The 22,791-nt window shown below is 59.3% G+C and carries 18 protein-coding genes, 1 tRNA gene and 1 pseudogene; 15 read left to right on the forward strand and 5 right to left on the reverse strand.

Translation table 11 applies throughout. From position 1 onward, the window contains the following. Window positions 1-33: 33 nt before the first annotated feature. From rpoD to K0F88_RS24750, 4 genes are all read left to right on the forward strand, one after another. Window positions 34-1,884, forward strand: coding sequence for an RNA polymerase sigma factor RpoD (gene rpoD, locus K0F88_RS24735; RefSeq protein WP_010467151.1), 1,851 nt, complete (start codon window positions 34-36; stop codon window positions 1,882-1,884). A 122-nt stretch (window positions 1,885-2,006) separates the two neighbouring features. Then, window positions 2,007-5,753, forward strand: coding sequence for a bifunctional diguanylate cyclase/phosphodiesterase (locus K0F88_RS24740; RefSeq protein ID WP_219096923.1), 3,747 nt, complete (start codon window positions 2,007-2,009; stop codon window positions 5,751-5,753). 15 nt (window positions 5,754-5,768) lie between these two features. After that, window positions 5,769-5,845 (forward strand) — tRNA-Ile (locus K0F88_RS24745). A 959-nt stretch (window positions 5,846-6,804) separates the two neighbouring features. After that, window positions 6,805-7,113 (forward strand): DUF3077 domain-containing protein, encoded by a 309-nt coding sequence (locus K0F88_RS24750; RefSeq protein WP_094470333.1) that lies wholly within the window; start codon window positions 6,805-6,807, stop codon window positions 7,111-7,113. 79 nt (window positions 7,114-7,192) lie between these two features. On the opposite strand, the gene K0F88_RS24755 is transcribed toward K0F88_RS24750, so the two are convergent. Then, a complete protein-coding gene (locus K0F88_RS24755; protein WP_094470332.1) occupies window positions 7,193-7,870 on the reverse strand; it encodes a peptidase M41 in 678 nt (225 codons plus the stop codon). Window positions 7,871-8,052: 182 nt separating this feature from the next. Here K0F88_RS24755 and K0F88_RS24760 point away from each other — a divergent pair, with 182 nt between their 5' ends. The 10 genes from K0F88_RS24760 (at window position 8,053) to K0F88_RS24805 (ending at window position 19,069) form a co-directional block, all read left to right on the forward strand. After that, a complete protein-coding gene (locus tag K0F88_RS24760; RefSeq protein ID WP_109635345.1) occupies window positions 8,053-8,514 on the forward strand; it encodes an Lrp/AsnC family transcriptional regulator in 462 nt (153 codons plus the stop codon). 260 nt (window positions 8,515-8,774) lie between these two features. Continuing rightward, window positions 8,775-10,457 (forward strand): NAD(P)/FAD-dependent oxidoreductase, encoded by a 1,683-nt coding sequence (locus tag K0F88_RS24765; RefSeq protein ID WP_219096925.1) that lies wholly within the window; start codon window positions 8,775-8,777, stop codon window positions 10,455-10,457. Window positions 10,458-10,469: 12 nt separating this feature from the next. Further along, window positions 10,470-11,264 carry a carbon-nitrogen hydrolase family protein gene (locus K0F88_RS24770; protein WP_109635347.1) on the forward strand — a complete coding sequence of 265 codons (795 nt, stop codon included), beginning with the start codon at window positions 10,470-10,472 and terminating at the stop codon, window positions 11,262-11,264. A gap of 48 nt (window positions 11,265-11,312) precedes the next feature. After that, entirely contained in the window at window positions 11,313-13,739 is a 2,427-nt protein-coding gene (gene pqqF / locus K0F88_RS24775; protein WP_219096927.1) for a pyrroloquinoline quinone biosynthesis protein PqqF, read from the forward strand. Between the two features lie 155 nt (window positions 13,740-13,894). Then, entirely contained in the window at window positions 13,895-13,969 is a 75-nt protein-coding gene (pqqA, locus tag K0F88_RS24780; protein WP_009045898.1) for a pyrroloquinoline quinone precursor peptide PqqA, read from the forward strand. Window positions 13,970-14,048: 79 nt separating this feature from the next. Further along, window positions 14,049-14,960, forward strand: coding sequence for a pyrroloquinoline quinone biosynthesis protein PqqB (gene pqqB / locus K0F88_RS24785; protein ID WP_219096929.1), 912 nt, complete (start codon window positions 14,049-14,051; stop codon window positions 14,958-14,960). A gap of 151 nt (window positions 14,961-15,111) precedes the next feature. Continuing rightward, entirely contained in the window at window positions 15,112-15,864 is a 753-nt protein-coding gene (pqqC, locus tag K0F88_RS24790) for a pyrroloquinoline-quinone synthase PqqC (protein ID WP_219096931.1), read from the forward strand. Further along, entirely contained in the window at window positions 15,861-16,136 is a 276-nt protein-coding gene (gene pqqD, locus K0F88_RS24795; RefSeq protein WP_219096933.1) for a pyrroloquinoline quinone biosynthesis peptide chaperone PqqD, read from the forward strand. Before pqqC ends, pqqD begins: the two co-directional genes overlap by 4 nt. A 4-nt stretch (window positions 16,137-16,140) precedes the next feature. After that, window positions 16,141-17,283 carry a pyrroloquinoline quinone biosynthesis protein PqqE gene (gene pqqE / locus K0F88_RS24800; protein ID WP_219097019.1) on the forward strand — a complete coding sequence of 381 codons (1,143 nt, stop codon included), beginning with the start codon at window positions 16,141-16,143 and terminating at the stop codon, window positions 17,281-17,283. After that, window positions 17,249-19,069, forward strand: a complete 1,821-nt coding sequence (locus K0F88_RS24805) for a S9 family peptidase (RefSeq protein ID WP_094470323.1) — start codon at window positions 17,249-17,251, stop codon at window positions 19,067-19,069. The genes pqqE and K0F88_RS24805 overlap by 35 nt, the downstream gene beginning before the upstream one ends. A 134-nt stretch (window positions 19,070-19,203) precedes the next feature. Here K0F88_RS24805 and K0F88_RS24810 read toward each other — a convergent pair whose 3' ends face one another. The 4 genes and pseudogenes from K0F88_RS24810 to K0F88_RS24825 form a co-directional block, all read right to left on the reverse strand. Then, on the reverse strand, window positions 19,204-19,362 hold the full coding sequence (locus K0F88_RS24810) for a YqaE/Pmp3 family membrane protein (protein ID WP_007904205.1): 159 nt from the start codon (window positions 19,360-19,362) through the stop codon (window positions 19,204-19,206). A gap of 84 nt (window positions 19,363-19,446) precedes the next feature. Then, a complete protein-coding gene (locus tag K0F88_RS24815) occupies window positions 19,447-19,767 on the reverse strand; it encodes a DNA-binding transcriptional regulator (RefSeq protein ID WP_219097020.1) in 321 nt (106 codons plus the stop codon). Beyond that, window positions 19,751-20,115, reverse strand: a pseudogene (locus K0F88_RS24820) (type II toxin-antitoxin system RelE/ParE family toxin). The gene K0F88_RS24815 and the pseudogene K0F88_RS24820 overlap by 17 nt, the downstream one beginning before the upstream one ends. A gap of 248 nt (window positions 20,116-20,363) precedes the next feature. After that, on the reverse strand, window positions 20,364-21,605 hold the full coding sequence (locus K0F88_RS24825) for an aspartate aminotransferase family protein (protein WP_219096935.1): 1,242 nt from the start codon (window positions 21,603-21,605) through the stop codon (window positions 20,364-20,366). A 169-nt stretch (window positions 21,606-21,774) separates the two neighbouring features. On the opposite strand from K0F88_RS24825, the gene K0F88_RS24830 reads away from it, so the two are divergent. Continuing rightward, entirely contained in the window at window positions 21,775-22,704 is a 930-nt protein-coding gene (locus K0F88_RS24830) for a LysR family transcriptional regulator (protein WP_219096937.1), read from the forward strand. The last annotated feature ends 87 nt before the right edge of the window (window positions 22,705-22,791 follow it).

Below are 22,791 nucleotides of genomic sequence, written 5' to 3' on the forward strand. Positions count from 1 at the left end.
TTGCCCGCCAAGACCTTCAGTGGATAGGGTGTTATGTCCGGAAAAGCGCAACAGCAGTCTCGTATCAAAGAGTTGATCACACTTGGTCGTGAGCAGGGTTACCTGACTTACGCGGAGGTCAACGACCACCTGCCGGAGGATATTTCAGATCCGGAACAGGTGGAAGACATCATCCGCATGATCAACGACATGGGGATCAACGTATTCGAGGTTGCGCCAGATAAGGATTCCCTTATGCTGGCCGACGCCGATACTGACGAAGCCGCGGCCGAAGAGGCAGCAGCAGCGTTGGCAGCGGTCGAGACCGACATTGGTCGCACCACCGACCCAGTGCGCATGTACATGCGTGAAATGGGTACGGTAGAGCTCCTCACTCGTGAAGGCGAAATCGAAATCGCCAAACGTATTGAAGAGGGTATCCGTGAAGTGATGGGCGCAATCGCGCACTTCCCTGGCACGGTTGACCACATTCTCTCCGAGTACACTCGCGTCACCACCGAAGGTGGCCGCCTGTCCGACGTCCTGAGCGGTTATATCGACCCGGACGACGGCATTGCGCCGCCTGCTGCCGAAGTGCCGCCGCCTGTCGATCCGAAAGCCGTGAAAGCGGACGACGATACCGACGACGACGAAGCTGAAGCCAGCACCGACGACGAAGAAGAAGCCGAAAGCGGTCCGGATCCGGTCATCGCGGCACAGCGTTTTGGCGCTGTCTCCGACCAGATGGAAATCACCCGCAAGGCGCTGAAAAAGCACGGTCGTGGCAACAAGCTGGCAATCGCCGAGCTGGTGCTTCTGGCTGAGCTGTTCATGCCGATCAAACTGGTGCCGAAGCAATTCGAAGGCCTGGTCGAGCGTGTTCGCAGTGCCCTGGATCGTCTGCGTCAGCAAGAGCGCGCGATCATGCAACTTTGCGTTCGTGATGCCCGCATGCCGCGTGCCGACTTCCTGCGCCAGTTCCCGGGCAACGAAGTCGACGAAAGCTGGACCGATGCACTGGCCAAAGGCAAAAGCAAATACGCTGAAGCCATTGGTCGCCTGCAACCGGACATCATTCGTTGCCAGCAGAAGCTGACCGCGCTGCAAACCGAAACCGGTTTGACGATCGCCGAGATCAAGGACATCAACCGTCGCATGTCGATCGGTGAGGCCAAGGCCCGCCGCGCGAAGAAAGAGATGGTTGAAGCGAACTTGCGTCTGGTGATCTCCATCGCCAAGAAGTACACCAACCGTGGCTTGCAGTTCCTCGATCTGATCCAGGAAGGCAACATCGGTTTGATGAAAGCGGTAGACAAGTTCGAATACCGCCGCGGCTACAAATTCTCGACTTATGCCACCTGGTGGATCCGTCAGGCGATCACTCGCTCGATCGCCGACCAGGCCCGCACCATCCGTATTCCGGTGCACATGATCGAGACGATCAACAAGCTCAACCGTATTTCCCGGCAGATGTTGCAGGAAATGGGTCGTGAACCGACCCCGGAAGAGCTGGGCGAACGCATGGAAATGCCTGAGGACAAGATCCGCAAGGTATTGAAGATCGCTAAAGAGCCGATCTCCATGGAAACCCCGATCGGTGATGACGAAGACTCCCATCTGGGTGACTTCATCGAAGACTCGACCATGCAGTCGCCAATCGATGTCGCCACTGTTGAGAGCCTTAAAGAAGCGACTCGCGAAGTGCTGTCCGGCCTCACTGCACGTGAAGCCAAGGTTCTGCGCATGCGCTTCGGTATCGACATGAATACCGACCACACCCTCGAGGAGGTTGGTAAGCAGTTCGACGTGACCCGTGAACGGATTCGTCAGATCGAAGCCAAGGCGCTGCGCAAGCTGCGCCACCCGACGAGAAGCGAGCATCTGCGCTCCTTCCTCGACGAGTGATCACAAAACCCCCGGCCCAGGCCGGGGGTTTTGCTTTATGCAGATTAAATCCCCCGCGCTTCCCCCCCGCCGAATTGCCCGTCTACACTCGAAACATTCCCCCGAGCCATAACGAGACCGTTATGCCCAGACTGCCGACCGTGCTTTTTTTGCTGTCGCTGATGACCTGGACCGCAACGGCTGGCGCGCTGACTCTGACCGACGAAGAACGTAGCTGGCTGGCGGCTCACCCGGACTTGCGCCTGGGTGTGGACGCGTCCTGGCCGCCGTTTGAGTTTCGTGACGACCAGGGTCGCTATCAGGGCCTCGCGGCGGACTACATCAACGTGATTCGTCAACGGCTGGCCGTCAAACTGACGCCCATCGAACCGATCAGTTGGACCGAGGTCCTGCAGCAGGCTAAAGAGGGCAAGCTGGACGTCCTGCCGGGCATCATGTCGACCCCGGAGCGCCAGTCGTATTTGTCGTTCACTCGTCCCTACCTGGACTTTCCGATTGTCATCCTCGCCCATGTCGGAGGTCCCCAGCCGCGCAAGCTCGACGAGCTCTACGGGCTGAAGATCGCGGTGGTGGAAAACTATGCGCCCCATGAACTGTTGCGCACACACCACCCCGACCTGAATCTGGTGGCGATGCCCAATGTCAGCTCGGCCTTGCAGGCGTTAGCCACCGATGAAGTGGACGCGGTCGTGGGTGATCTCGCCTCCAGCGTCTGGAGCCTGCGTCAACTCAAGCTCGACGGCCTGTATGTCAGCGGCGAAACGCCCTATCGCTATCAATTGGCGATGGCCGTGCCCCCCGACAACAAGATTCTGGTCGGGATTCTGGACAAAGTCCTGGCGGACATGACTTCAAGTGAAATCAGTGCCATTCAGGAACACTGGGTCGGTAATGTCCTGGATCATCGAACCTTCTGGTCCGATTTGCTGGTTTACGGTCTGCCCGGGCTGCTATTTCTGATGATCATGCTGGCCGTGGTCATCCGGATTAACCGCCGGTTGAGTTCGGAGATTGCCCGACGGGTCGACCTGGAACAAGAACTGCGCAGCAGCGAATACCATTACCGCGGGCTGGTGGAGAGCCTTTCCGCGATTGCCTGGGAAGCGCGGATCAGCGATTTCACCTACAGCTATGTGTCACCGCATGCCGAAGAACTCTTGGGCTATCCCCTGTCCCACTGGCTGATTCCGGGCTTCTGGCGCAACATCATCCACCCTGCGGACCTGACCCGGGCCCAGACATTCTGCGATCACGAAGTGCTGGCCGGGCGCGATCATAGCGTCGATTACCGGGTTATCACCGCCGACGGCCGCTGCCTGTGGGTGCGCGATATCGTCAGCCTGATTGAGCATGGCCATGAGCCGGTGATGCGCGGATTGATGATCGACATCAGCGACGCCAAGCGCACGGAAGAAGCGTTGAGCCTCTCAGAGCAAAAATTCGCCTCCGTGTTTCAGCAATGCCCGGACATCCTGGTGATTGCTCGGCTCTCGGACGGCTGCCTGCTCGAAGTCAACAAAGCGTTCGAAGAACAAATTGGTCTCAAGGCCGAAGACGTCATTGGCCAGACCGCCACCGACCTGAACATCTGGGGCATCCCCGGCGTGGGACCGGGCCTGCTGCAGCGCCTGCAAGCCGGCAGCATCCGCAACCTGGAGATGCCCTTTCGCCGCAACAATGGCCAGGTGTTTACCGGCCTGATTTCCGCCGAGCCTTTCGACCTCGACACGACCCCTGCCCTGGTCGTCGTTGTGCGCGATATCAGCCAGCTCAAGGAAACCCAGCAGCAACTGCAAACTTCCGAAGAAAAATTCGCCAAGGCCTTCCACGCCTCACCCGACGGCTTGTTGCTGTCGCGGCAGAGCGACGGGTTGCTGATGGAGGTCAATGAGGGTTTCAGCCGCATCACCGGCTTCAACAGCGCGATGTCCGTGGATCGCTCAGCCCTGGAGCTGGGGATCTGGGTCAATCTCAACGAACGGAAACAGATGCTCGACTTGCTGCACCGGGATGGCTTCGTTCGCGACTTCAGTTGCCACATCCGCCGCAGTGACGGGCAGATCCGCCTTTGCGAGGTTTCAAGCCGTCCGCTGCCCATCGGCGACGAAGACTGCATGTTGACCATCGCCCGAGACATCACCGAGCGGCACCTGATGCAGGAGAAACTGCAACAGGCCGCTACGGTGTTCGAGAGCACCGCCGAGGGCGTGTTGATCACCGACACCCAACAACACATCAGCGCGGTCAACCGAGCGTTCACCGAGATCACCGGTTACAGCGAGAGCGAGGCTCTGGGCCACACCCCTCGCCTGCTCGCCTCGGGGCTCCACGACAGCGCGTTCTATGCGGCAATGTGGCATCAGCTGACGGACGAAGGTCACTGGCAAGGCGAGATTTCCAACCGACGCAAAAATGGCGAGCTCTACCCGAGTTGGCTGACCATCAGCGCCGTGCGTAACCGGGAAAAATTCATCACCCACTTCGTGGCGGTGTTCGCGGACATTTCCAGCCTCAAGCACGCGCAGGCCAAACTCGACTACCAGGCGCACCACGATCCGCTGACCGGCCTGCCAAACCGCACGCTGTTCGAGAGCCGACTGCTGACCGCACTCAATACCCAACAGGAAAACGGTGGCCAAGGCGCGGTGTTGTTCCTCGACCTGGACCGCTTCAAACACATCAACGACAGCCTTGGTCACCCGGTCGGTGACCTGCTGCTCAAAGGCATCGCCGTGCGTCTCAAGGAGCAGCTGCGCGATATCGATACCGTTGCGCGCCTGGGGGGTGACGAATTCATCATCCTGCTGCCCGGCCTGCAACAATCCAGCGATGCCGACAACATTGCGACCAAGCTGCTCAATTGCTTCGCCGCACCATTTCAGGCCGGCGAGCACGAGTTTTTCATCAGCGCCAGCATCGGCACCAGCCTGTACCCCAAGGACGGCTGCGACGTCGCCACGCTGGTCAAGAACGCCGATGCCGCGATGTATCGCTCCAAGGCCAAGGGCCGCAACCGGGTGGAAAGCTACACCCGCGACCTCACGGCCCAGGCCAGCGAGCGCGTGGCGCTGGAACACGAACTGCGGCGCGCCATCGAGCGCAACGAGCTGTTTCTCTGCTACCAACCGAAAATCAGCCTCGCCGACCATCGACTGGTCGGCGCCGAAGCGCTCATTCGCTGGCATCACCCGACCTTCGGTGCGGTGCCGCCGGAACACTTCATTCCCTTGGCGGAAGAAAACGGCATGATCCTGCAAATCGGCGACTGGGTACTGGAGACAGCCTGCCGGCAGATGTACGAGTGGAATCAGGTCTATGAGTGCCTCGGCCCCCTGTCGGTCAATCTCGCGGGCGCTCAACTGCGCCAGCCGAACCTGCTCGGACGGATCGAGCAACTGCTCAAGGACAACGGCCTGGCACCCGGTTTTCTGCAACTGGAAATTACCGAAAACTTCATCATGAGCCAGGCCGAAGAAGCACTGGCGGTGCTGCACCAACTCAAACACCTGGGTGTGCAATTGGCCATCGACGACTTCGGCACGGGCTATTCGTCACTGAGCTACCTCAAGCGTCTGCCGCTGGACATCCTCAAGATCGACCAGTCCTTCGTCCGCGGCCTGCCTGATGATCCGCACGATGCAGCGATTGTTCGCGCCATTATCGCCCTGGGTCGCAGCATGCAATTCACCGTCATTGCGGAGGGCGTCGAGACCCTGGCGCAGCAACAATTCCTGGCCGAAGAAGGCTGCGAACAGATCCAGGGCTACATCGTCAGCCTGCCCCTCCCCCCCGACGAATTCGCCGCGACGTTTCTTCGTATAGCCGTATCGGATTTTTCGGATAGCACAGCCGAGAAACCATCGCTATAATCCGCGGCCTACTGAGGGCCTATAGCTCAGTTGGTTAGAGCAGAGGACTCATAATCCTTTGGTCCACGGTTCAAATCCGTGTGGGCCCACCAAACAAGAAAGCCGCGCTGATGCGCGGCTTTTTTTTGATTTAACGAATCACGTAAATAGTGCTATCGAAGCGACTGACCGGATGAGATTGAGCGCTTCCCAGCGGCGAAAGCCGTAACCGCGCAAGGCGGTTCGCAAGTGGTGTCCGGATCTGCTTTACCAAATCGAATAAGACGCCTATGGCGTCTTTTTTCGTTTCTGTCCCAGCAATACAGCCCTGCTCACAACCCTTTGGTCCACGATTTATCCGTGTGGACCCACCAAATACGGAAGCCGCGCAAATGCGCGGCTTTTTTCTGAGACTAACGTTTGGCCTAGGAGATCAGACCAGCCGAACCACCAAAGCAACAGCAACAATAGTCACGAGCGCCAGCGCGGCACCGAGTCCGAACGGCAGTAGGATTGCTCGGGTCGCGGTGGGCGTTGGGCTACGCATGTCTTCGGCCATAAATGTCCGGACTTCGACTTGAACCTATCGAGCTCCAGATTTTTGCGGTCATTTTGTAGCATCAGTCTTCCTGTCGGGGCTCGAATCGCGCCCTGTGTGCTGCTCCGCGGCGGGGCATGCGTTTTTTCCTGTCTGCCGTCTAGGTTATATTTTGCGCTGACGTCGGGTTATCGGATGACGTCTGCCAAGGTTGTAGGCAAACTCCGAGAATTGCGTAATGGGTGCTTTTGGGCACTTTGCCGCCTTGTTGGCGTTCTCTTCGACGGAATACTCTCCGAACGTCGCTGCAAATGCAGTGATCGGGTGTGGTAACCCAGCGAGGCAAAGTGCAACAGTGCTCCCATCACGATTTCATGCGTTTTTACGCCTGTATTCCTGTGTTATGGCGGCTGTGCGTGGGAGACCTTCGGGTCTGCCGGTTTCTTTGCTTTCCCGGTTTACCACCCTGCGTACAGCTGCCACCCATTCGTGTGGTAACGAATGCGGCAGCTCCTCGTTTTAAGGAGCGAAACAATGAGCAAAGCAAATCCGTCCGCACCATCAGACCTGAAAACCATCGGTTTCACCCCACTCATCTACTGCTCGGATCAGGCGTTGTTCAACGTCCGCGCCGGCGTCCCCATCGTCGAAGCATTGTCACAAGCTTCCGATCTGCTGTTCCTCGCCAAATCATTTGCCGAAGACGCAGCCTACGCAAGAGACACTGACCGCCACGCCTGGGCCGCGCACTATCTGACGGCGATGGGTAAGGCGGTGATTGATGATGTTGTGAAGGTGCTAACGCCGAGACCGGCTCGGACCGCGACGGAATCAGAGGAGTAGCGCGCACTATCCCACTGAAAGACGCCCCGGTTATTCGGGGCTTCCAGTCGTGACCGGGCATGCAATGCGCGCCCGGAAGTTACTCCCTGTGCGAATCGGCACCATCGTTGCCAGCCCAGACACTCAACACCGGAATCGCCCGCACCAACCCCATCCGCTCAAGCCCCTCCCTTGTCAAAACACCCTCATACGTAACCGCCGCCCTGCCCCATTGCTCCACGATACCCATGCCATCAACCAATGCCTCGCCCAAGCCGGAAATCGTATCCGCCAATTCCTCAACGATTGTTTGAGTCCGCAACCACACGCGATCCGTAATCTCTTTCAGCTCAGCCGCTACCCGGTCAGCCGAAGCCGGATCCGTCTCGGGGTAGGCAATGTTGCGCAGCAGGTGTCGTAATTCCCTAATTTTTGCGTAGTCCTGCTCCGCCCCAAGCTCTCCCTTCAGGATGGCGGTCGCTTTCGGCTGATCGACGCGTTTGCCGGGTGAACGTTTTGAGGTTAATGACTGCGCCATCGCGCCAGCAAACAGGACCATCATCCGCGCCTCCAGATGCGCCTTCATTGCTTCAATCGACGAAATCGAACGTGCCAAGGTGATGGAAGCGCCCGCTTGATGCCTCAAATCCATGGTGACTGTCAGACTCACGCCACCCGTTTCAAACCCCAAGGCCCGGGCAACGACGTAGTGACCCATTTCGTGATGGGCAATCTGCATTGCGCGATCCCGTACAGCGGGAGGCATCTTCTTCGTCATTGTGGTCACCTCGCATCCCTCGATTTCGCATTCGACTACGACTGACTCTGTGTGTCCATCCTATGGACCAGATACCCGGCCAAAGCCCGCCATGGCACAGTACCGAAGCCAGATCCCAGCTCCGCCGCGCCAGCCGTGCTGTAACATGCCAAGCCACTGATTTGTGTTGCCGGAGACGACCCTTGCCTGACACCCGCCCACCCGTTCTTGACGAAATCGACCGCCAACTGATCGCGGCCTTGCAGATCAATGCCCGTGAAAGCGTGGCCATGCTCGCTCGCCAGTTGGGGATCGCACGGACCACGGTGACTTCACGTCTGGCACGGCTGGAAAAGGCCAAAGTCATCACCGGTTACGGCGTGCGTTTGGGGCAGCGGGTGGTGGACGGCGGATTGCAGGCTTACGTCGGGATCACGGTGCAACCGCGCTCGGGCAAGGAAGTGCTGCGTCGGCTCAGCGCCATGGCCCAGGTGCAGCAGTTGTGTGCGGTGAGTGGTGAATTTGATTACGTGGCGTGGTTGCGCACGGAATCGCCGGAGCAGCTGGATCAGTTGCTGGATCAGATTGGCAGTGTCGATGGGGTGGAGAAGACGACGACTTCGATCATCTTGAGCAGCAAGATTGATCGGGGGCAGCCGGTTTAAACGCGGTCCAGTGTGGGAGCGGGCTTGCTCGCGAAGAGGGCGTGTCAGTAGACATCTCTGCTGTCTGGCCCACCGCATTCGCGAGCAAGCCCGCTCCCACACTGGTCAGTGTGTAGCGATAGATCGTCATATTGATTGATTAACTGGCAAAACGACGACACATTGCGTCTTATTAACGTGTTCTACGCTCTCTAGAATGGCTGCCATCTTTTCCTATACTCAGATGCGCATTCCGCATCGGGTCGCCAGTAAGGTCAGTCATGAACAAGAACAATCGCCATCCTGCAGACGGTAAAAAACCAGTCACCATTTTCGGCCCGGACTTTCCTTTCGCCTTTGACGACTGGATCGAGCACCCGGCCGGCCTGGGCAGCATTCCGGCGCACAATCATGGCGCTGAAGTGGCGATTGTCGGTGCGGGTATCGCCGGTCTGGTGGCGGCTTACGAGTTGATGAAACTGGGCCTCAAACCCGTCGTCTACGAAGCTTCGAAAATGGGTGGCCGTCTGCGTTCCCAAGCGTTCAACGGGACCGATGGCATCGTCGCCGAACTGGGCGGCATGCGCTTTCCTGTGTCGTCCACGGCGTTTTACCACTATGTCGACAAGCTCGGTCTTGAGACCAAACCCTTTCCCAATCCGCTGACGCCTGCCTCTGGCAGCACCGTGATCGACCTGGAAGGCAAAACCCATTACGCACAGAAACTGGCAGATCTTCCTGCACTATTCCAGGAAGTGGCTGACGCTTGGGCAGATGCACTGGAGGCTGGCTCGCAGTTCGCCGATATCCAGCAAGCGATCCGCGACCGCGATGTGCCACGCCTCAAAGAGCTGTGGAACACCCTGGTTCCGCTGTGGGATGACCGAACCTTCTACGACTTCGTCGCCACCTCCGAAGCCTTCGCCAAGCTCTCGTTCCATCACCGCGAAGTGTTCGGCCAGGTCGGTTTCGGCACCGGCGGCTGGGACTCGGACTTCCCGAACTCGATGCTGGAAATCTTCCGCGTCGTGATGACCAACTGCGACGATCACCAACATCTGGTCGTCGGCGGCGTCGAACAAGTACCGCAAGGCATCTGGCGCCATGTGCCGGAACGCTGCGTGCACTGGCCCGAAGGCACCAGCCTCAAGTCGCTGCACAGAGGCGCGCCACGCTCCGGGGTCAAGAAAATCGCTCACGCCCCGGACGGCCGTTTTGCGGTCACCGATAACAACGGCGACACCCGCGAATACGCCGCGGTCCTGACCACCTGCCAGAGCTGGCTGCTGACCACCCAGATCGAATGCGACGAAACCCTGTTCTCGCAAAAGATGTGGATGGCCCTCGACCGCACGCGCTACATGCAGTCGTCGAAAACCTTCGTGATGGTCGACCGGCCATTCTGGAAGGACAAGGACCCGGAAACCGGCCGCGACCTGATGAGCATGACCCTCACCGATCGCCTGACCCGTGGCACCTACCTCTTCGACAACGGCGACGATAAGCCGGGCGTGATTTGCCTGTCGTACTCGTGGATGAGCGACGCGCTGAAAATGCTCCCGCACCCAGTGGAAAAACGCGTGAAACTGGCGCTGGACGCATTGAAAAAGATCTACCCGAAAGTCGATATCGCCGCGCGCATCATCGGCGATCCGATCACCGTGTCGTGGGAAGCCGACCCGCATTTCCTCGGTGCCTTCAAAGGCGCCCTGCCCGGCCACTATCGCTACAACCAGCGGATGTACGCGCACTTCATGCAGGACGACATGCCGGCCGAGCAACGCGGGATCTTCATCGCAGGCGACGACGTTTCATGGACGCCGGCGTGGGTCGAAGGCGCGGTGCAGACCTCGCTCAACGCGGTCTGGGGCATCATGAAACACTTCGGCGGTGAAACTCACGCCGAGAACCCGGGTCCAGGTGATGTGTTCAACGAGATCGGTCCGATCGCCCTGCCCGAGTAAAAGGAGTTCCAAATGCGCGTAGCCCTTTACCAATGTCCACCGCTGCCCCTGGATGTCGCAGGCAACCTGCAACGCCTGCATCAACTGGCGCTGGAGGCCAAGGGCGCAGACTTGCTGGTGCTGCCGGAGATGTTCCTGACCGGCTACAACATCGGCATCGATGCCGTCAGCGTGCTGGCGGAAGTGCACAACGGTGAATCGGCGCAGCAGATCGCGCGCATCGCCAAGACCGCCGGGATCGCCATTTTGTATGGCTATCCCGAGCGCACCGAGGACGGGCAGATTTACAACGCCGTGCAGCTGATCGACGCCAACGGTGAGCGCCTGTGCAACTACCGCAAGACTCACCTGTTCGGCGATCTGGATCACTCGATGTTCAGCGCCGGGCAAGATGATTTCCCCTTGGTGGAACTCAACGGCTGGAAGCTCGGCTTTTTGATCTGCTATGACCTCGAGTTTCCGGAAAACGCCCGACGCCTGGCCCTGGCCGGTGCCGAGCTGATCCTGGTGCCGACGGCGAACATGATTCCCTTCGATTTCGTTGCAGACGTCACCGTTCGTTCCCGCGCCTTCGAAAACCAGTGTTATGTGGCGTACGCGAACTACTGCGGGCAGGAAGGCGAGATCAATTACTGCGGCCAGAGCAGCATCGCCGCGCCGGATGGCAGCCGCATCGCCCAGGCTGGCCTCGATGAAGCACTGATTGTCGGTGAGCTGGACCGTCAGTTGATGGTCGACTCCCGCGCCGCCAATCGCTACTTGATCGATCGCCGCCCCGAGCTTTACGGCGACCTTAACAAGCGCTGACTCATCGTAATCCGCTAGCATTAGCGCTTCTCTGTTCTGGAAGTGCTCATGCCTGCGCTGAATCACCCTCGCCCCCACACCGAAACCCTGGCCAACGGCCTGCGGGTGACGCTACGTCATGCTCCCGATTTGAAGCGCTGCGCGGCGGCGTTGCGGGTTTTCGCGGGCAGCCATGACGTGCCGCTGGCATGGCCCGGCCTCGCGCACTTTCTTGAGCATTTGCTGTTTCTGGGGACGGAGCGCTTTCCCGCCGGGCAAGGGCTGATGGCCTACGTGCAAGGTCACGGCGGCCAGGTGAATGCGCGCACCAGCGAACGCACTACCGATTTCTTTTTCGAATTGCCACCGCAAGCCTTTGCCGGTGGGCTGGAGCGTCTGTCAGACATGCTCGCTCATCCACGTATGAATCTGGACGATCAGCGGCGGGAACGGGAAGTGCTGCACGCTGAGTTTGTCGCCTGGTCCCGGGATGCCACGGCTCAGCAGCAGTTCGCGTTGTTCGACGGGCTGTCGGCCGCTCACCCGCTTCGGGCGTTTCATGCGGGCAACCGTTACAGCCTGCCGGTGCCGCAGCCGGAGTTTCAGCAAGCGTTGAGGGATTTCCATCGGCAGTTTTATCAGACCGGGCAGATGACGTTGAGCCTGGCCGGCCCGCAAACACTTGATGAGTTGAGGGCAATGGCTCAGCGCTTTGGCGAACCTATTTCCGCAGGGGAAAAGGTCGCGCAACAAGCGCCTGTACCGCTGATGGATTCTTCCTACACACGTTATCAACAGGCTGGTGAACGTCGGCTCGATCTTCTGTTCGCGCTCGAAGCGTTGCCAGACTCCTCGCGCGAAGCATTAGCGTTTCTGTGTCACTCGCTGAACGCCGCGAAACCCGGCGGTCTGCTGGCTGAATTGGGCGAGGAAGGGCTGGCGGACAGCCTGAAAGCCGTGCCGTTGTATCAGTTTGCCGGGCAAGCCTTGCTGCACATTGAATTCACCACAGATAAACCGGGGAACGCGAGCTGCGAGCGGCTGGTGGATTGGCTGGGCTTTTTTGCCTCTCACCAGAACTGGGCCGAGTTGCGCCAGGAGTACGCCGCCCTGCTCGACCGTCAGCAACGAGTCAGGGGAGCCATGCAACTGGCGCGACTGGACAGTGAGCAGCTTGAAACCGGTTTATCCGAACAAGGCGTCGTAGCACTCAAGGACATCCTGAAAAAAATCGGCGCTGTGGATAACTTCAGCGGCAAATGGAAACTACCGACGCCTAATCCGTTTTTACGTGCTGAAGCGCCAGCGGCCAATGCCGGGCTGATTCGCGGCCAGACCAGCAAACACCGTGGCCTGCGGACGTTCGCCCAGGACCGCTCGCGCAGCCGTCGCGAAAACTCGCCGATGCAGTTCAGTCAGGTGTTGCCGGATAACACGGATGAGGGTGCGATTTACCTGCGCTGGCGACTGCAGGCCAAACCTCACCCTCGTCTTCAATCGAGCCTGGAAAATCGCCTGCAACCCTTGCGTGAAGATGCCCGTCAGGCTGGCGTCGACTTTTCATTCAGTGCATCAGGCAATGAATGGCTGCTGAAGATGACAGGCCTGCAAGAGCCCATGCCGACCGTCCTCGAACATGCGCTGAAAGAGCTGACAAAACCCGACGCCGGTTTCCCTCAGGAAGAACCGCCAAGCGTACCGTTGATGCCGATCAGACAGCTGCTGAAAATGCTTCCCGAGCATTCACTTGAGCGCACCGCTGAAAGTGATGACATGCAGCAACTCTGGGCGAGCGCACGCTGGCAAGGTCTGGCGATGGGCCTGTCGGCGCAGACGCAAGCGGCGATGGGCCTGGCACTGAGCCGCGTGCCCGGTGCTGCTGACGATCAGCCTTCGCCGCCCGCCTCGATAAACTCGCAGTATCTGTGGAGCACGCTCGACACCGATTCCAGCGAACACGCCCTGTTGCTGTTTTGTCCACCGGCCACGCCGGACATCGAAGACGAAGCGTCTTGGCGTTTGCTCGCTCACCTGTGCCAGACGCCGTTCTATCAGCGCCTGCGGGTTGAGCTGCAATTGGGTTATGCCGTGTTCAGCGGCCTGCGTCAGTTCCATGGGCAAACCGGCCTGCTGTTCGGCGTGCAATCACCAAGCGTTGCGCCTCAGGATCTGTTGAAACACATAGAGCGCTTCTTGAGCGAAATGCCCGCAGTGATTGAAGGCGTCGATGACGCGACCTTCATCGCCCAGCGCCAGGCCTTGGCCGATCAATTCCACGCCTGCGCACTGCCCCAGGCTCAGGCGGCCGAACTGCTCTGGCAGGGCAAACTGGCGGGCCACTCGTCGGATTATCTGGAGCGTTTGCCAGAAGCGATCCTGATGATCGATCGCAACGCATTGAAAGAAGCAGCCCGACAATTGAATCAAGCCGAAGGTGGCTGGCGCTGCCTGGCCAGCAGTGCTTGCGCATCGGCGCCTTGGCAAGCGGCAAAATGATCATTACCGACGCTGCAATTAGCTTTCTCAAAGATTCGCGGCCAATCGCTCTGTAATTTTGAGTAACATAGCCACCTAACTATCTGAACATCTCCGGCTGGAGGTGGACTATATGTATAGGTCTTAACTGTCTCATCACCTGAAGGAGCGCTCCCATGTCCTGGTCCAAACCTGCTTACACCGACCTGCGTATCGGCTTTGAAGTCACCATGTACTTCGCAAGCCGCTAAGGTCTGCCGTTGTAATGATGTGCAACGCCTCGGTTTACCGGGGCGTTTTTATTTTCAGCGTTGAAATGATGGAGCGCCCATGTTTGTCCAGATTCTAGGTTCCGCCGCCGGCGGCGGTTTCCCCCAGTGGAACTGCAACTGCGTGAACTGCGCCGGTTTTCGCAACGGCAGCCTGAACGCCAAGGCGCGTACCCAGTCGTCCATCGCGATTTCCGATGACGGTGTGAACTGGATCCTGTGCAACGCATCGCCGGACATCCGTGCCCAACTCCAGAGCTATACCCCGATGCAACCGGGCCGCGCCCTGCGCGACACTGGCATCAGCGCGATCATCCTGATGGACAGCCAGATCGACCACACCACCGGCCTGCTCAGCCTGCGCGAAGGTTGCCCGCACCAGGTCTGGTGCACCGACATGGTCCACGAAGACCTGAGCACCGGTTTCCCGCTGTTCACCATGCTCAAGCACTGGAATGGCGGGCTGACCTGGAACCGCATCGAACTCGAACGCAGCTTCACCATCCCGGCCTGCCCGAGCCTGCGCTTCACCCCGCTGCCCCTGCGTAGCGCCGCGCCGCCCTATTCGCCGCACCGCTTCGACCCGCACCCGGGCGACAACATCGGCCTGATCGTCGAAGACCTGAACACAGGCGGCAAACTGTTCTATGCGCCGGGCCTGGGCAAAGTCGATGCGCCGCTGCTGGAAATCATGGCCGGCAGCGATTGCCTGCTGGTGGACGGCACCATGTGGGAAGACGACGAAATGCAGCGCCGTGGCGTCGGCACCCGTACCGGTCGGGAAATGGGCCATCTGGCGCAGAACGGCCCCGGCGGCATGCTCGAAGTGCTGGAACAGTTGCCCAAGCAGCGCAAAGTGCTTATCCACATCAACAACACCAACCCGATTCTTGATGAGGATTCGCCGGAGCGTGCCGAGTTGGCTCGGCGCAAGGTTGAAGTGGCGTATGACGGCATGAGTATTGTGTTGTAAGTAACCGAGACCGCTTCGCGGTCTATCGCGGGCAAGCCCGCTCCCACAAGGATCTGCGGTGTATCCAAAACCTGTGGGAGCGGCGGTGCGACGATTCGACTTGCCCGCGATGCGGCCAGACCAGACACCGAAGATTCCCCGGAGAACCGCAATGACTGACACCCCAATGTCCCCCGCCGAATTCGAAGCGGCCCTGCGCGCCAAGGGCGCCTATTACCACATCTATCACCCCTATCACGTGGCGATGTATGAAGGCCGGGCGACCCGCGAGCAGATCCAGGGTTGGGTCGCCAATCGCTTCTACTATCAGGTGAACATCCCCCTGAAGGACGCCGCGATCCTCGCCAACTGCCCGGACCGCGAGATCCGTCGCGAGTGGATTCAGCGCCTGCTGGATCACGACGGCGCCCCCGGCGAAGACGGCGGCATCGAAGCCTGGTTGCGTCTGGGCCAGGCCGTCGGCCTCGACCCGGATCAGCTGCGCTCGCAGGAGTTGGTATTGCCTGGCGTGCGGTTCGCCGTGGACGCCTACGTCAACTTCGCCCGCCGGGCCAGTTGGCAAGAAGCCGCCAGCAGCTCGCTGACCGAGTTGTTCGCGCCGCAGATCCACCAATCGCGCCTCGACAGCTGGCCGCAGCATTACCCGTGGATCGACCCGACCGGCTACGAGTATTTCCGCACCCGTCTCGGCCAGGCACGCCGTGATGTCGAGCACGGTCTGACCATCACCTTGCAGCACTACACGACGCGTGAAGGCCAGGAGCGCATGCTGGAAATTCTCCAGTTCAAACTGGACATCCTTTGGAGCATGCTCGATGCCATGAGCATGGCCTACGAACTGAACCGCCCGCCGTATCACAGCGTGACCGACCAGCGGGTCTGGCATAAAGGAATCACCTTATGAGTTTCGATCGCAGCAAGATTCCGACCTGGCGTCAGGGCTACCGCTATCAGTACGAACCGGCGCAGAAAGGTCATGTGCTGCTGTACCCGGAAGGCATGATCAAACTCAATGAAAGCGCCGCGCTGATCGGCGGTTTGATCGATGGGCAACGCGATGTCGAGGCGATCATTGCCGCACTGGACGCGCAGTTCCCCGGCGTGCCCGAGCTCGCTGAGGACATCGAGCAATTCATGGAGGTCGCCCGTGCTCAGCACTGGATCGAACTTGCCTGATTCCATGTCAGGCACGTTACCGCCAAAACCTGAAATCGGCCTGCCGCTGTGGCTGCTGGCCGAGCTGACGTACCGCTGTCCGCTGCAATGTCCGTACTGCTCCAACCCGCTGGACTTCGCCGAACAAGGCAAAGAACTGAGCACTGAGCAGTGGATCAAAGTGTTCCGCGAAGCCCGGGAAATGGGTGCCGCACAGCTGGGCTTTTCCGGCGGTGAACCGCTGGTGCGCCAGGACCTCGCCGAGTTGATCGCCGAGGCGCGCAAGTTGGGTTTCTACACCAACCTGATCACTTCCGGCATCGGCCTCACCGAGCAGAAAATCAGCGACTTCAAGAAAGCCGGCCTCGACCACATCCAGATCAGCTTCCAGGCCAGCGACGAGCAAGTGAATAACTTGCTGGCCGGTTCGAAAAAGGCCTTCGCGCAAAAGCTGGAAATGGCTCGTGCGGTGAAAGCCCACGGCTACCCGATGGTGCTGAACTTCGTCACCCATCGGCACAACATCGACAAGATCGACCGGATCATCGAGCTGTGCATCGCCCTTGAGGCCGACTTTGTCGAACTCGCGACGTGCCAGTTTTACGGTTGGGCGCAGCTCAATCGCGTCGGCCTGTTGCCGACCAGAGAACAACTGGTCCGAGCCGAGCGCATCACCAATGAATACCGCGCCAAGCTCGAAGCCGAAGGGCATCCGTGCAAGCTGATTTTCGTCACACCGGACTACTACGAAGAGCGCCCGAAAGCCTGCATGAACGGCTGGGGCAGCATCTTTCTGACAGTCACACCGGACGGAACCGCACTGCCATGCCACGGCGCCCGACAGATGCCGGTGCAGTTTCCCAATGTGCGCGACCACAGCATGCAGCACATCTGGTACGACTCATTCGGCTTCAATCGCTTTCGCGGTTACGACTGGATGCCCGAGCCGTGCCGCTCCTGCGACGAGAAAGAAAAAGACTTCGGTGGCTGCCGCTGCCAAGCGTTCATGCTCACGGGTGACGCGAGCAATGCCGACCCGGTGTGCAGCAAGTCGGAGCATCATGGCGTGATTCTCAAGGCCCGCGAAGAAGCCGAGCACGCGACCCAGACCATCGAACAACTGGCCTTTCGCAATGAACGAAATTCACGCCTCATCGCTAAAAGCTGAACCCTTCAGCGCTTCCCGGGCCGTCGCCGCCGGTATCGACTTCGCCGAGTTGCTGGTCGGCCAGCATGGCCTGTTCTGGAACGAATACCGCCCCGAGGATGCCGCCTGCAGGATCTGGCATTGGCGCGACGGCCAGGCCCGTTGCCTGACGCCAGCCGGTTTCAGCGTGCGCAGTCGGGTGTATGAATATGGCGGTGGCGCGTTTTGTCTGACGGATGACGGGATTGTTTTCGTCAACGAAGCGGACCAGCAACTCTATCGACAATCGCTGGCGGGCGAGACGCCTGAGGCGCTGACCTCCGGGGAATGCCGTTACGGCGATCTGCAGTTTGCCAACGGACAGGTTTGGGCGGTTGAAGAAAACCGGGATCGGCATCGTCTGGTGGCGATTGATGTGGCTGACGGCCAGCGTCACCTGCTGGCCGAAGGCGCCGATTTCTATGCCGCGCCGACGCTGAGTCCGGACTCGCAACGATTGGCGTGGATCGAATGGAGCCGCCCGGATCAGCCATGGACCGCCACTCGTCTGATGGTTGCCGAGCGCCAGAACGATGGGGGTTTTGCTCAACCGCGTTGTGTGGCGGGCGACGGCGTGCAGGAGTCACTGCAACAACCGCGTTTCGACAGCGACGGACGTCTGTTTTGCCTGACGGATCGCGGCGGCTACTGGCAGCCTTGGGCGGAATCCGCAGAGGGCCTGAGTCCGTTGCCGAGTACCGCAGCCGATCATGGCCCGGCGCCGTGGCAGCTGGGTGGCAGCACCTGGTTGCCGCTGGGTGAAAGCAGCTATCTGGCCAGCTGGACCGAAGGCGGGTTTGGCAAACTGGGCATTTGCGGTGACGCCGCTGAAGAGTTCACCGGTGATTACAGCCGTTTTCGTCATCTCGCACTGGATGAGCAATTCATCTACTGCATCGCGGCATCGCCAATCAGTTCGTCGGCGGTGATCGCAATCGAGCGCGATACCCGCCAGGTCAAAGTCCTGGCTGGCGGGATTGCACCGTTGCCCGCCGAGCACATCAGCGTCCCGCAAACCTTGCGTTATCCGAGCGGTTCGGGCGAGGCCCACGGCTTTTTCTATCCGGCGATGACCGGCGAGGCGAAACCGCCGCTGGTGGTGTTTATCCACGGCGGCCCGACCTCGGCCTGCTACCCGATGCTCGATCCACGTATTCAATACTGGGCGCAACGCGGCTTCGCCGTGGCCGACCTCAATTACCGTGGCAGCAGTGGCTATGGCCGGGCATATCGCCAGGCGCTGCATTTGAGTTGGGGCGAAGTCGATGTAGAGGATGCCTGCGCCGTAGTCGCTCATCTTGCCGAACGAGGATTGATCGACGGTAACAAGGCATTTATCCGCGGCGGCAGTGCCGGCGGTTACACCACGCTTTGTGCGTTGGCCTTTCACAACGTCTTCCGCGCTGGCGCCAGCCTTTACGGTGTCAGCGATCCCGTGGCACTGGGCCGGGCGACCCACAAGTTCGAAGGCGATTATCTGGATTGGCTGATTGGTGATCCGGAAGAGGATGCCGAACGCTATGCCGCACGAACGCCGCTGCTGCATGCGAGCAACATCAGTGTTCCGGTGATTTTCTTTCAGGGCGAGCTGGACGCCGTGGTGGTGCCGCAACAGACCCGCGACATGGTCACGGCGCTACAGGACAACGGTATTCTGGTGGATGCGCATTACTACGCGGACGAACGTCATGGCTTTCGCAAGGCGGGGAACCAGGCCCATGCGCTGGAGCAGGAATGGTTGTTTTATCGGCGGGTGATGGCGGACTGAAGTCGGCGCTTGGATCAAAAACTGCGGTGCCCCCTTCGCGAGCAAGCCCGCTCCCACATTGGATTTGTGAACGGTCCAAATCCCCTGTGGGAGCGAGCCTGCTCGCGATGGTGGTCTATCTGGCGCCGATGAACTCAGCGCTTGGCGATGATGTACACCGCATGCACGATCCCCGGAATGTAACCGCACAACGTCAGCAGAATATTCAGCCAGAACGCACCGGCGAAACCGACTTGCAGAAACACGCCCAGTGGTGGCAACAGAATGGCAATGATGATGCGAATGAAATCCATGGGGCAGCTCCTGATTTGAAGTGGGCTCATGAAAGCCCTACAGCTAATCGACCTGCGCCGTTCGTCAGGGTTCAGCGCGGTTCTTCACGCAAGTATTTCCAGACCGTGTTTCTGAACGATGCTCAGCAACTTGAGCGCCATGCCACTGGGATGTTTGTCACCCGCCTCCCATTGCTTAACCGTCGATGCGCTGGTGTTTAGATAACGCGCAAATACTGGCTGGCTTACGTTGTTGCGCTCCCGCAGAGCTTTGATTTGCTCAGCCCGCATCGCGTCCGGAACGGTTGCAAGACAGGATTCGTCGAATTCGCGCATGGTTGCCTTGCTGATGGCACCGATGGCATACAAGGCAGTGGCGGATTCATGTACCGATTCCAAGGCCTCACTTTTAAACTTCTTGTTCATGAATATCTTAAAAAACTCTCTGCTATCCAGTAGGTGCTGGACTTCCAAATCTGTCAGTCCTTCGTAGGTCTTCGCCACTTTCCGAAAACCGATCAGATCGGCCGGACTGATATTGCTTTGATCTTTCTTGGCGTACAGAAATTGATAAACCCAGTATCGACCAGCTTTGGCCACGACAATCGAGCGGTGTCGATTGGCATTCAGGCGCTTCTTCCAGACCCCGCCGCCGAGATTTTCAGCCTGGCCATTGAGCATCTCGGTGAACGCCTCACGAAGCTCATCATCACAAATCCAGGCTTTACCAGCCTGCACCGCAAAACGTTTGGTCTTGAAAAACCTGGGTAACATCGGCATCCCTTCCGCAAAAACATACCACTCAGTGGTATAGAAATCAAAACCATCCCCACGACAATGTCGGGCATCGGCACTCCATGCCGATGCCCTCTAAAAAGCCATTGATCCCGCTATTGCTCAAGCTCCGATTGGCATTTGGCAAAACGCGGAGACAAAAAAACGCCCCACGCGAAAAGAATCAAACGTGGCGCGATGCGTTATTACCGCGAGACGGTTCTGTAATTCGTGCGGGAAAAGTCTGATCAGACCGCAATCCCTTTGCGGCACTGCAGTTGTGCGGTGCGTACGCGGGAAAAGGCGCGGGACAGGCGCAGTAGCATTTCGTCGATGTTGCCTTTGCTGACGGTGAGGGCCGGGGTAAAGCGCAGGCAATCAGGTTGCGGGGCGTCGAGCAACAAGCCTTCGTACAAGGCTGATTTGACTACGGCATCAGCCGAATCGTCGGACAGGGTCAGCCCCCAGAGCAGCCCTTGCCCGCGCAGTTGGCCGTGACCGTAGCGGTGGGACAAACGACTCAGTCCTTCGCGCAGGTGCTGGCCGGTTTCGCCCACATGATCGAGAAAACCCTTGTCCTGAATAGTGTTGAGCACGGCAAGACCGGCCGCCGTCATCAGGGCATTGCCATGATGAGTTCCGCTCAGTTCGCCCACCTCGAAGCAGCAAGCCTTGCCTCGCGCCAACAACGCGGCCAGTGGCACGCCGCCGCCGAGCCCTTTGCCGAGGACGACGATATCGGCTCGAACGCCGTAGGACTGTTCGGCAAGCAAGGTGCCGCAGCGACCGATACCGGTTTGCACTTCGTCGAGGATCAACAAAATACCCAGTTCCCGGCACAGGCGTTCGACACCCTTGAGGTAATGCTCGGTGGCCGGAATCACCCCGGCGTCGCTCTGGATCGGTTCGAGCAGGATTGCCACGGTCCGGGCATCGACCGCCGCGTGAATCGCCGCAAGATCATTGAAGTGAACGTAGTGAAAGTTCGACGCTGAAATCGTCACGGGACTACGGCCATGGCAGCCGTTGCTGGCAACGATGATCCGTGAAGCCCCGCTGCGATGTCGTTGACCCCATTGACGCGCCAGTTGAATCGCGGCCTCACAGGCTTCGTTGCCGCTGTTGAGCAGGTACGCTTGATCACTGCCGGTGCTGGTGCAGAGCCGCTCGGCAAGGTTGAGCATGCCGCGGTTATGCAGCGCGAACCCCGGGTTGATCAGCGATTTAGCCTGTTCCGAGATCGCGTTGACCAGCACCGAAGGACTGTGGCCCAGGCTATTGGCGCCACCACCCTGCGAGAAATCCAGGAAAGCGCGGTCATCGCTGTCCCACAGCCAGGAGCCTTGGCCACGGACAAAAATCTGCTTCAGCCGCTCGACACTGGGCATCAGACACTCGCTGGAAAGGTTGTCGCGTCTGGAGGGTTGGAAAGTGTCGACGACCAAATCGTCGAGGCTCGGTTGAGTACGACGCAAGTTGAACAAATTCATTGGCTGAAACCCCGCGTGAGGTTTTTTGCCTTACCTATGTAAACACCATCGACGTAAACGGTATTCATCGTGCGCTCTGGCCCTGTAAGCCTTGTGAATGCGGTTAGACTAGGCTCAGGCACGGCGTTGAGCCATTTCGATTTCCCAGCATTTTCGATAAGCGCACCTTATGGATTTCAAGCAACTGCGTTATTTCGTCGCGGTCTACGAAGAAGGCCACGTCGGCCGGGCGGCCGAGCGACTGTCGATCTCCCAACCGGCACTGTCCCAGCAGATTCGCCAGCTCGAACAAAACCTCGATGTGAGCCTGTTCGAACGCAGCAGCAAGCGCCTGCTGCCCACACTGGCTGCCCACACTTTGTACAACCACGCCCTGCCCTTGCTCGATGGCCTGCAACGGGCACGCGAGGCATTGGGCAGCTTCAAGGGCCAGGCGCTGCGCACCTTGGCGATTGGCGTGTTGCAGACGGTCCACACCAGCCTGGTGCCGCAGATGCTCGAACGCGTGCGCAAGGCGCAACCGCATCTGGTGGTGCAGATCTATGAATTGACGGGCCTGGAAATCGAGCGGCGACTGCTCAATGGGTCGCTCGACATCGGCATCAGCTACCTGCCGCCCCGTCAACCGGGGTTGCATGGCGTCATGCTGTACGAAGATGAACTGACCCTGGTCATCCCGGCGGACCATCCGTTGCGTGAATTCAAGAAAGTCTCGATGAGTCAGGCGGCCGAGTTGCCCATGCTGTTGCTGGGTGAAGAATTTCAAGTGCGGCAGATCTGGCAGACACAACTGGCCAATCTGGGACGACGGCCGCAGGTTCAGGCGGAACTGAACAACATGGCGGGGATTCTCGACAGTCTGCCCCACACCCGGCTGGCCACCGTACTGCCCGGGCGCTCGCAAAAGGCGCTCGGCAACAATGAACTGCTCTGGAAACCGCTGACCGAGCCGCGTGTGCCGCTGAAAGTCGGATTGGTGTGTCGGGATGTGCAGCGGCAACAAGCCTCGCTGGCCCTATTGCGCACGCTGTTGGAAGAAGTGATGAACAGGCCGGACGACCGTTTGAACAGCTCGACTGCGCTCGACGGGCTGCGCTGAATACTTTTCTGCGGGCAAAAGAAAACCCCGCCGAAGCGGGGCTTTGCAGACTGTTTCCCTGACATCCATTTCACTCCGCCGTCCTGG

Origin of the sequence: Pseudomonas sp. UMAB-40, assembly GCF_900095275.1 — a bacterium.
Lineage (GTDB): Bacteria > Pseudomonadota > Gammaproteobacteria > Pseudomonadales > Pseudomonadaceae > Aquipseudomonas > Aquipseudomonas mandelii_B.

Coding starts and splice junctions, on each gene's coding strand:
- rpoD (WP_010467151.1), top strand. CDS start 34: ATGTCCGGAAAAGCGCAACAGCAGTCTCGTATCAAAGAGTTGATCACA.
- K0F88_RS24740 (WP_219096923.1), top strand. CDS start 2,007: ATGCCCAGACTGCCGACCGTGCTTTTTTTGCTGTCGCTGATGACCTGG.
- K0F88_RS24750 (WP_094470333.1), top strand. CDS start 6,805: ATGAGCAAAGCAAATCCGTCCGCACCATCAGACCTGAAAACCATCGGT.
- K0F88_RS24755 (WP_094470332.1), bottom strand. CDS start 7,870: ATGACGAAGAAGATGCCTCCCGCTGTACGGGATCGCGCAATGCAGATT.
- K0F88_RS24765 (WP_219096925.1), top strand. CDS start 8,775: ATGAACAAGAACAATCGCCATCCTGCAGACGGTAAAAAACCAGTCACC.
- K0F88_RS24770 (WP_109635347.1), top strand. CDS start 10,470: ATGCGCGTAGCCCTTTACCAATGTCCACCGCTGCCCCTGGATGTCGCA.
- pqqF (WP_219096927.1), top strand. CDS start 11,313: ATGCCTGCGCTGAATCACCCTCGCCCCCACACCGAAACCCTGGCCAAC.
- pqqB (WP_219096929.1), top strand. CDS start 14,049: ATGTTTGTCCAGATTCTAGGTTCCGCCGCCGGCGGCGGTTTCCCCCAG.
- pqqC (WP_219096931.1), top strand. CDS start 15,112: ATGACTGACACCCCAATGTCCCCCGCCGAATTCGAAGCGGCCCTGCGC.
- pqqD (WP_219096933.1), top strand. CDS start 15,861: ATGAGTTTCGATCGCAGCAAGATTCCGACCTGGCGTCAGGGCTACCGC.
- pqqE (WP_219097019.1), top strand. CDS start 16,141: ATGTCAGGCACGTTACCGCCAAAACCTGAAATCGGCCTGCCGCTGTGG.
- K0F88_RS24805 (WP_094470323.1), top strand. CDS start 17,249: ATGAACGAAATTCACGCCTCATCGCTAAAAGCTGAACCCTTCAGCGCT.
- K0F88_RS24810 (WP_007904205.1), bottom strand. CDS start 19,362: ATGGATTTCATTCGCATCATCATTGCCATTCTGTTGCCACCACTGGGC.
- K0F88_RS24815 (WP_219097020.1), bottom strand. CDS start 19,767: ATGAACAAGAAGTTTAAAAGTGAGGCCTTGGAATCGGTACATGAATCC.
- K0F88_RS24825 (WP_219096935.1), bottom strand. CDS start 21,605: ATGAATTTGTTCAACTTGCGTCGTACTCAACCGAGCCTCGACGATTTG.
- K0F88_RS24830 (WP_219096937.1), top strand. CDS start 21,775: ATGGATTTCAAGCAACTGCGTTATTTCGTCGCGGTCTACGAAGAAGGC.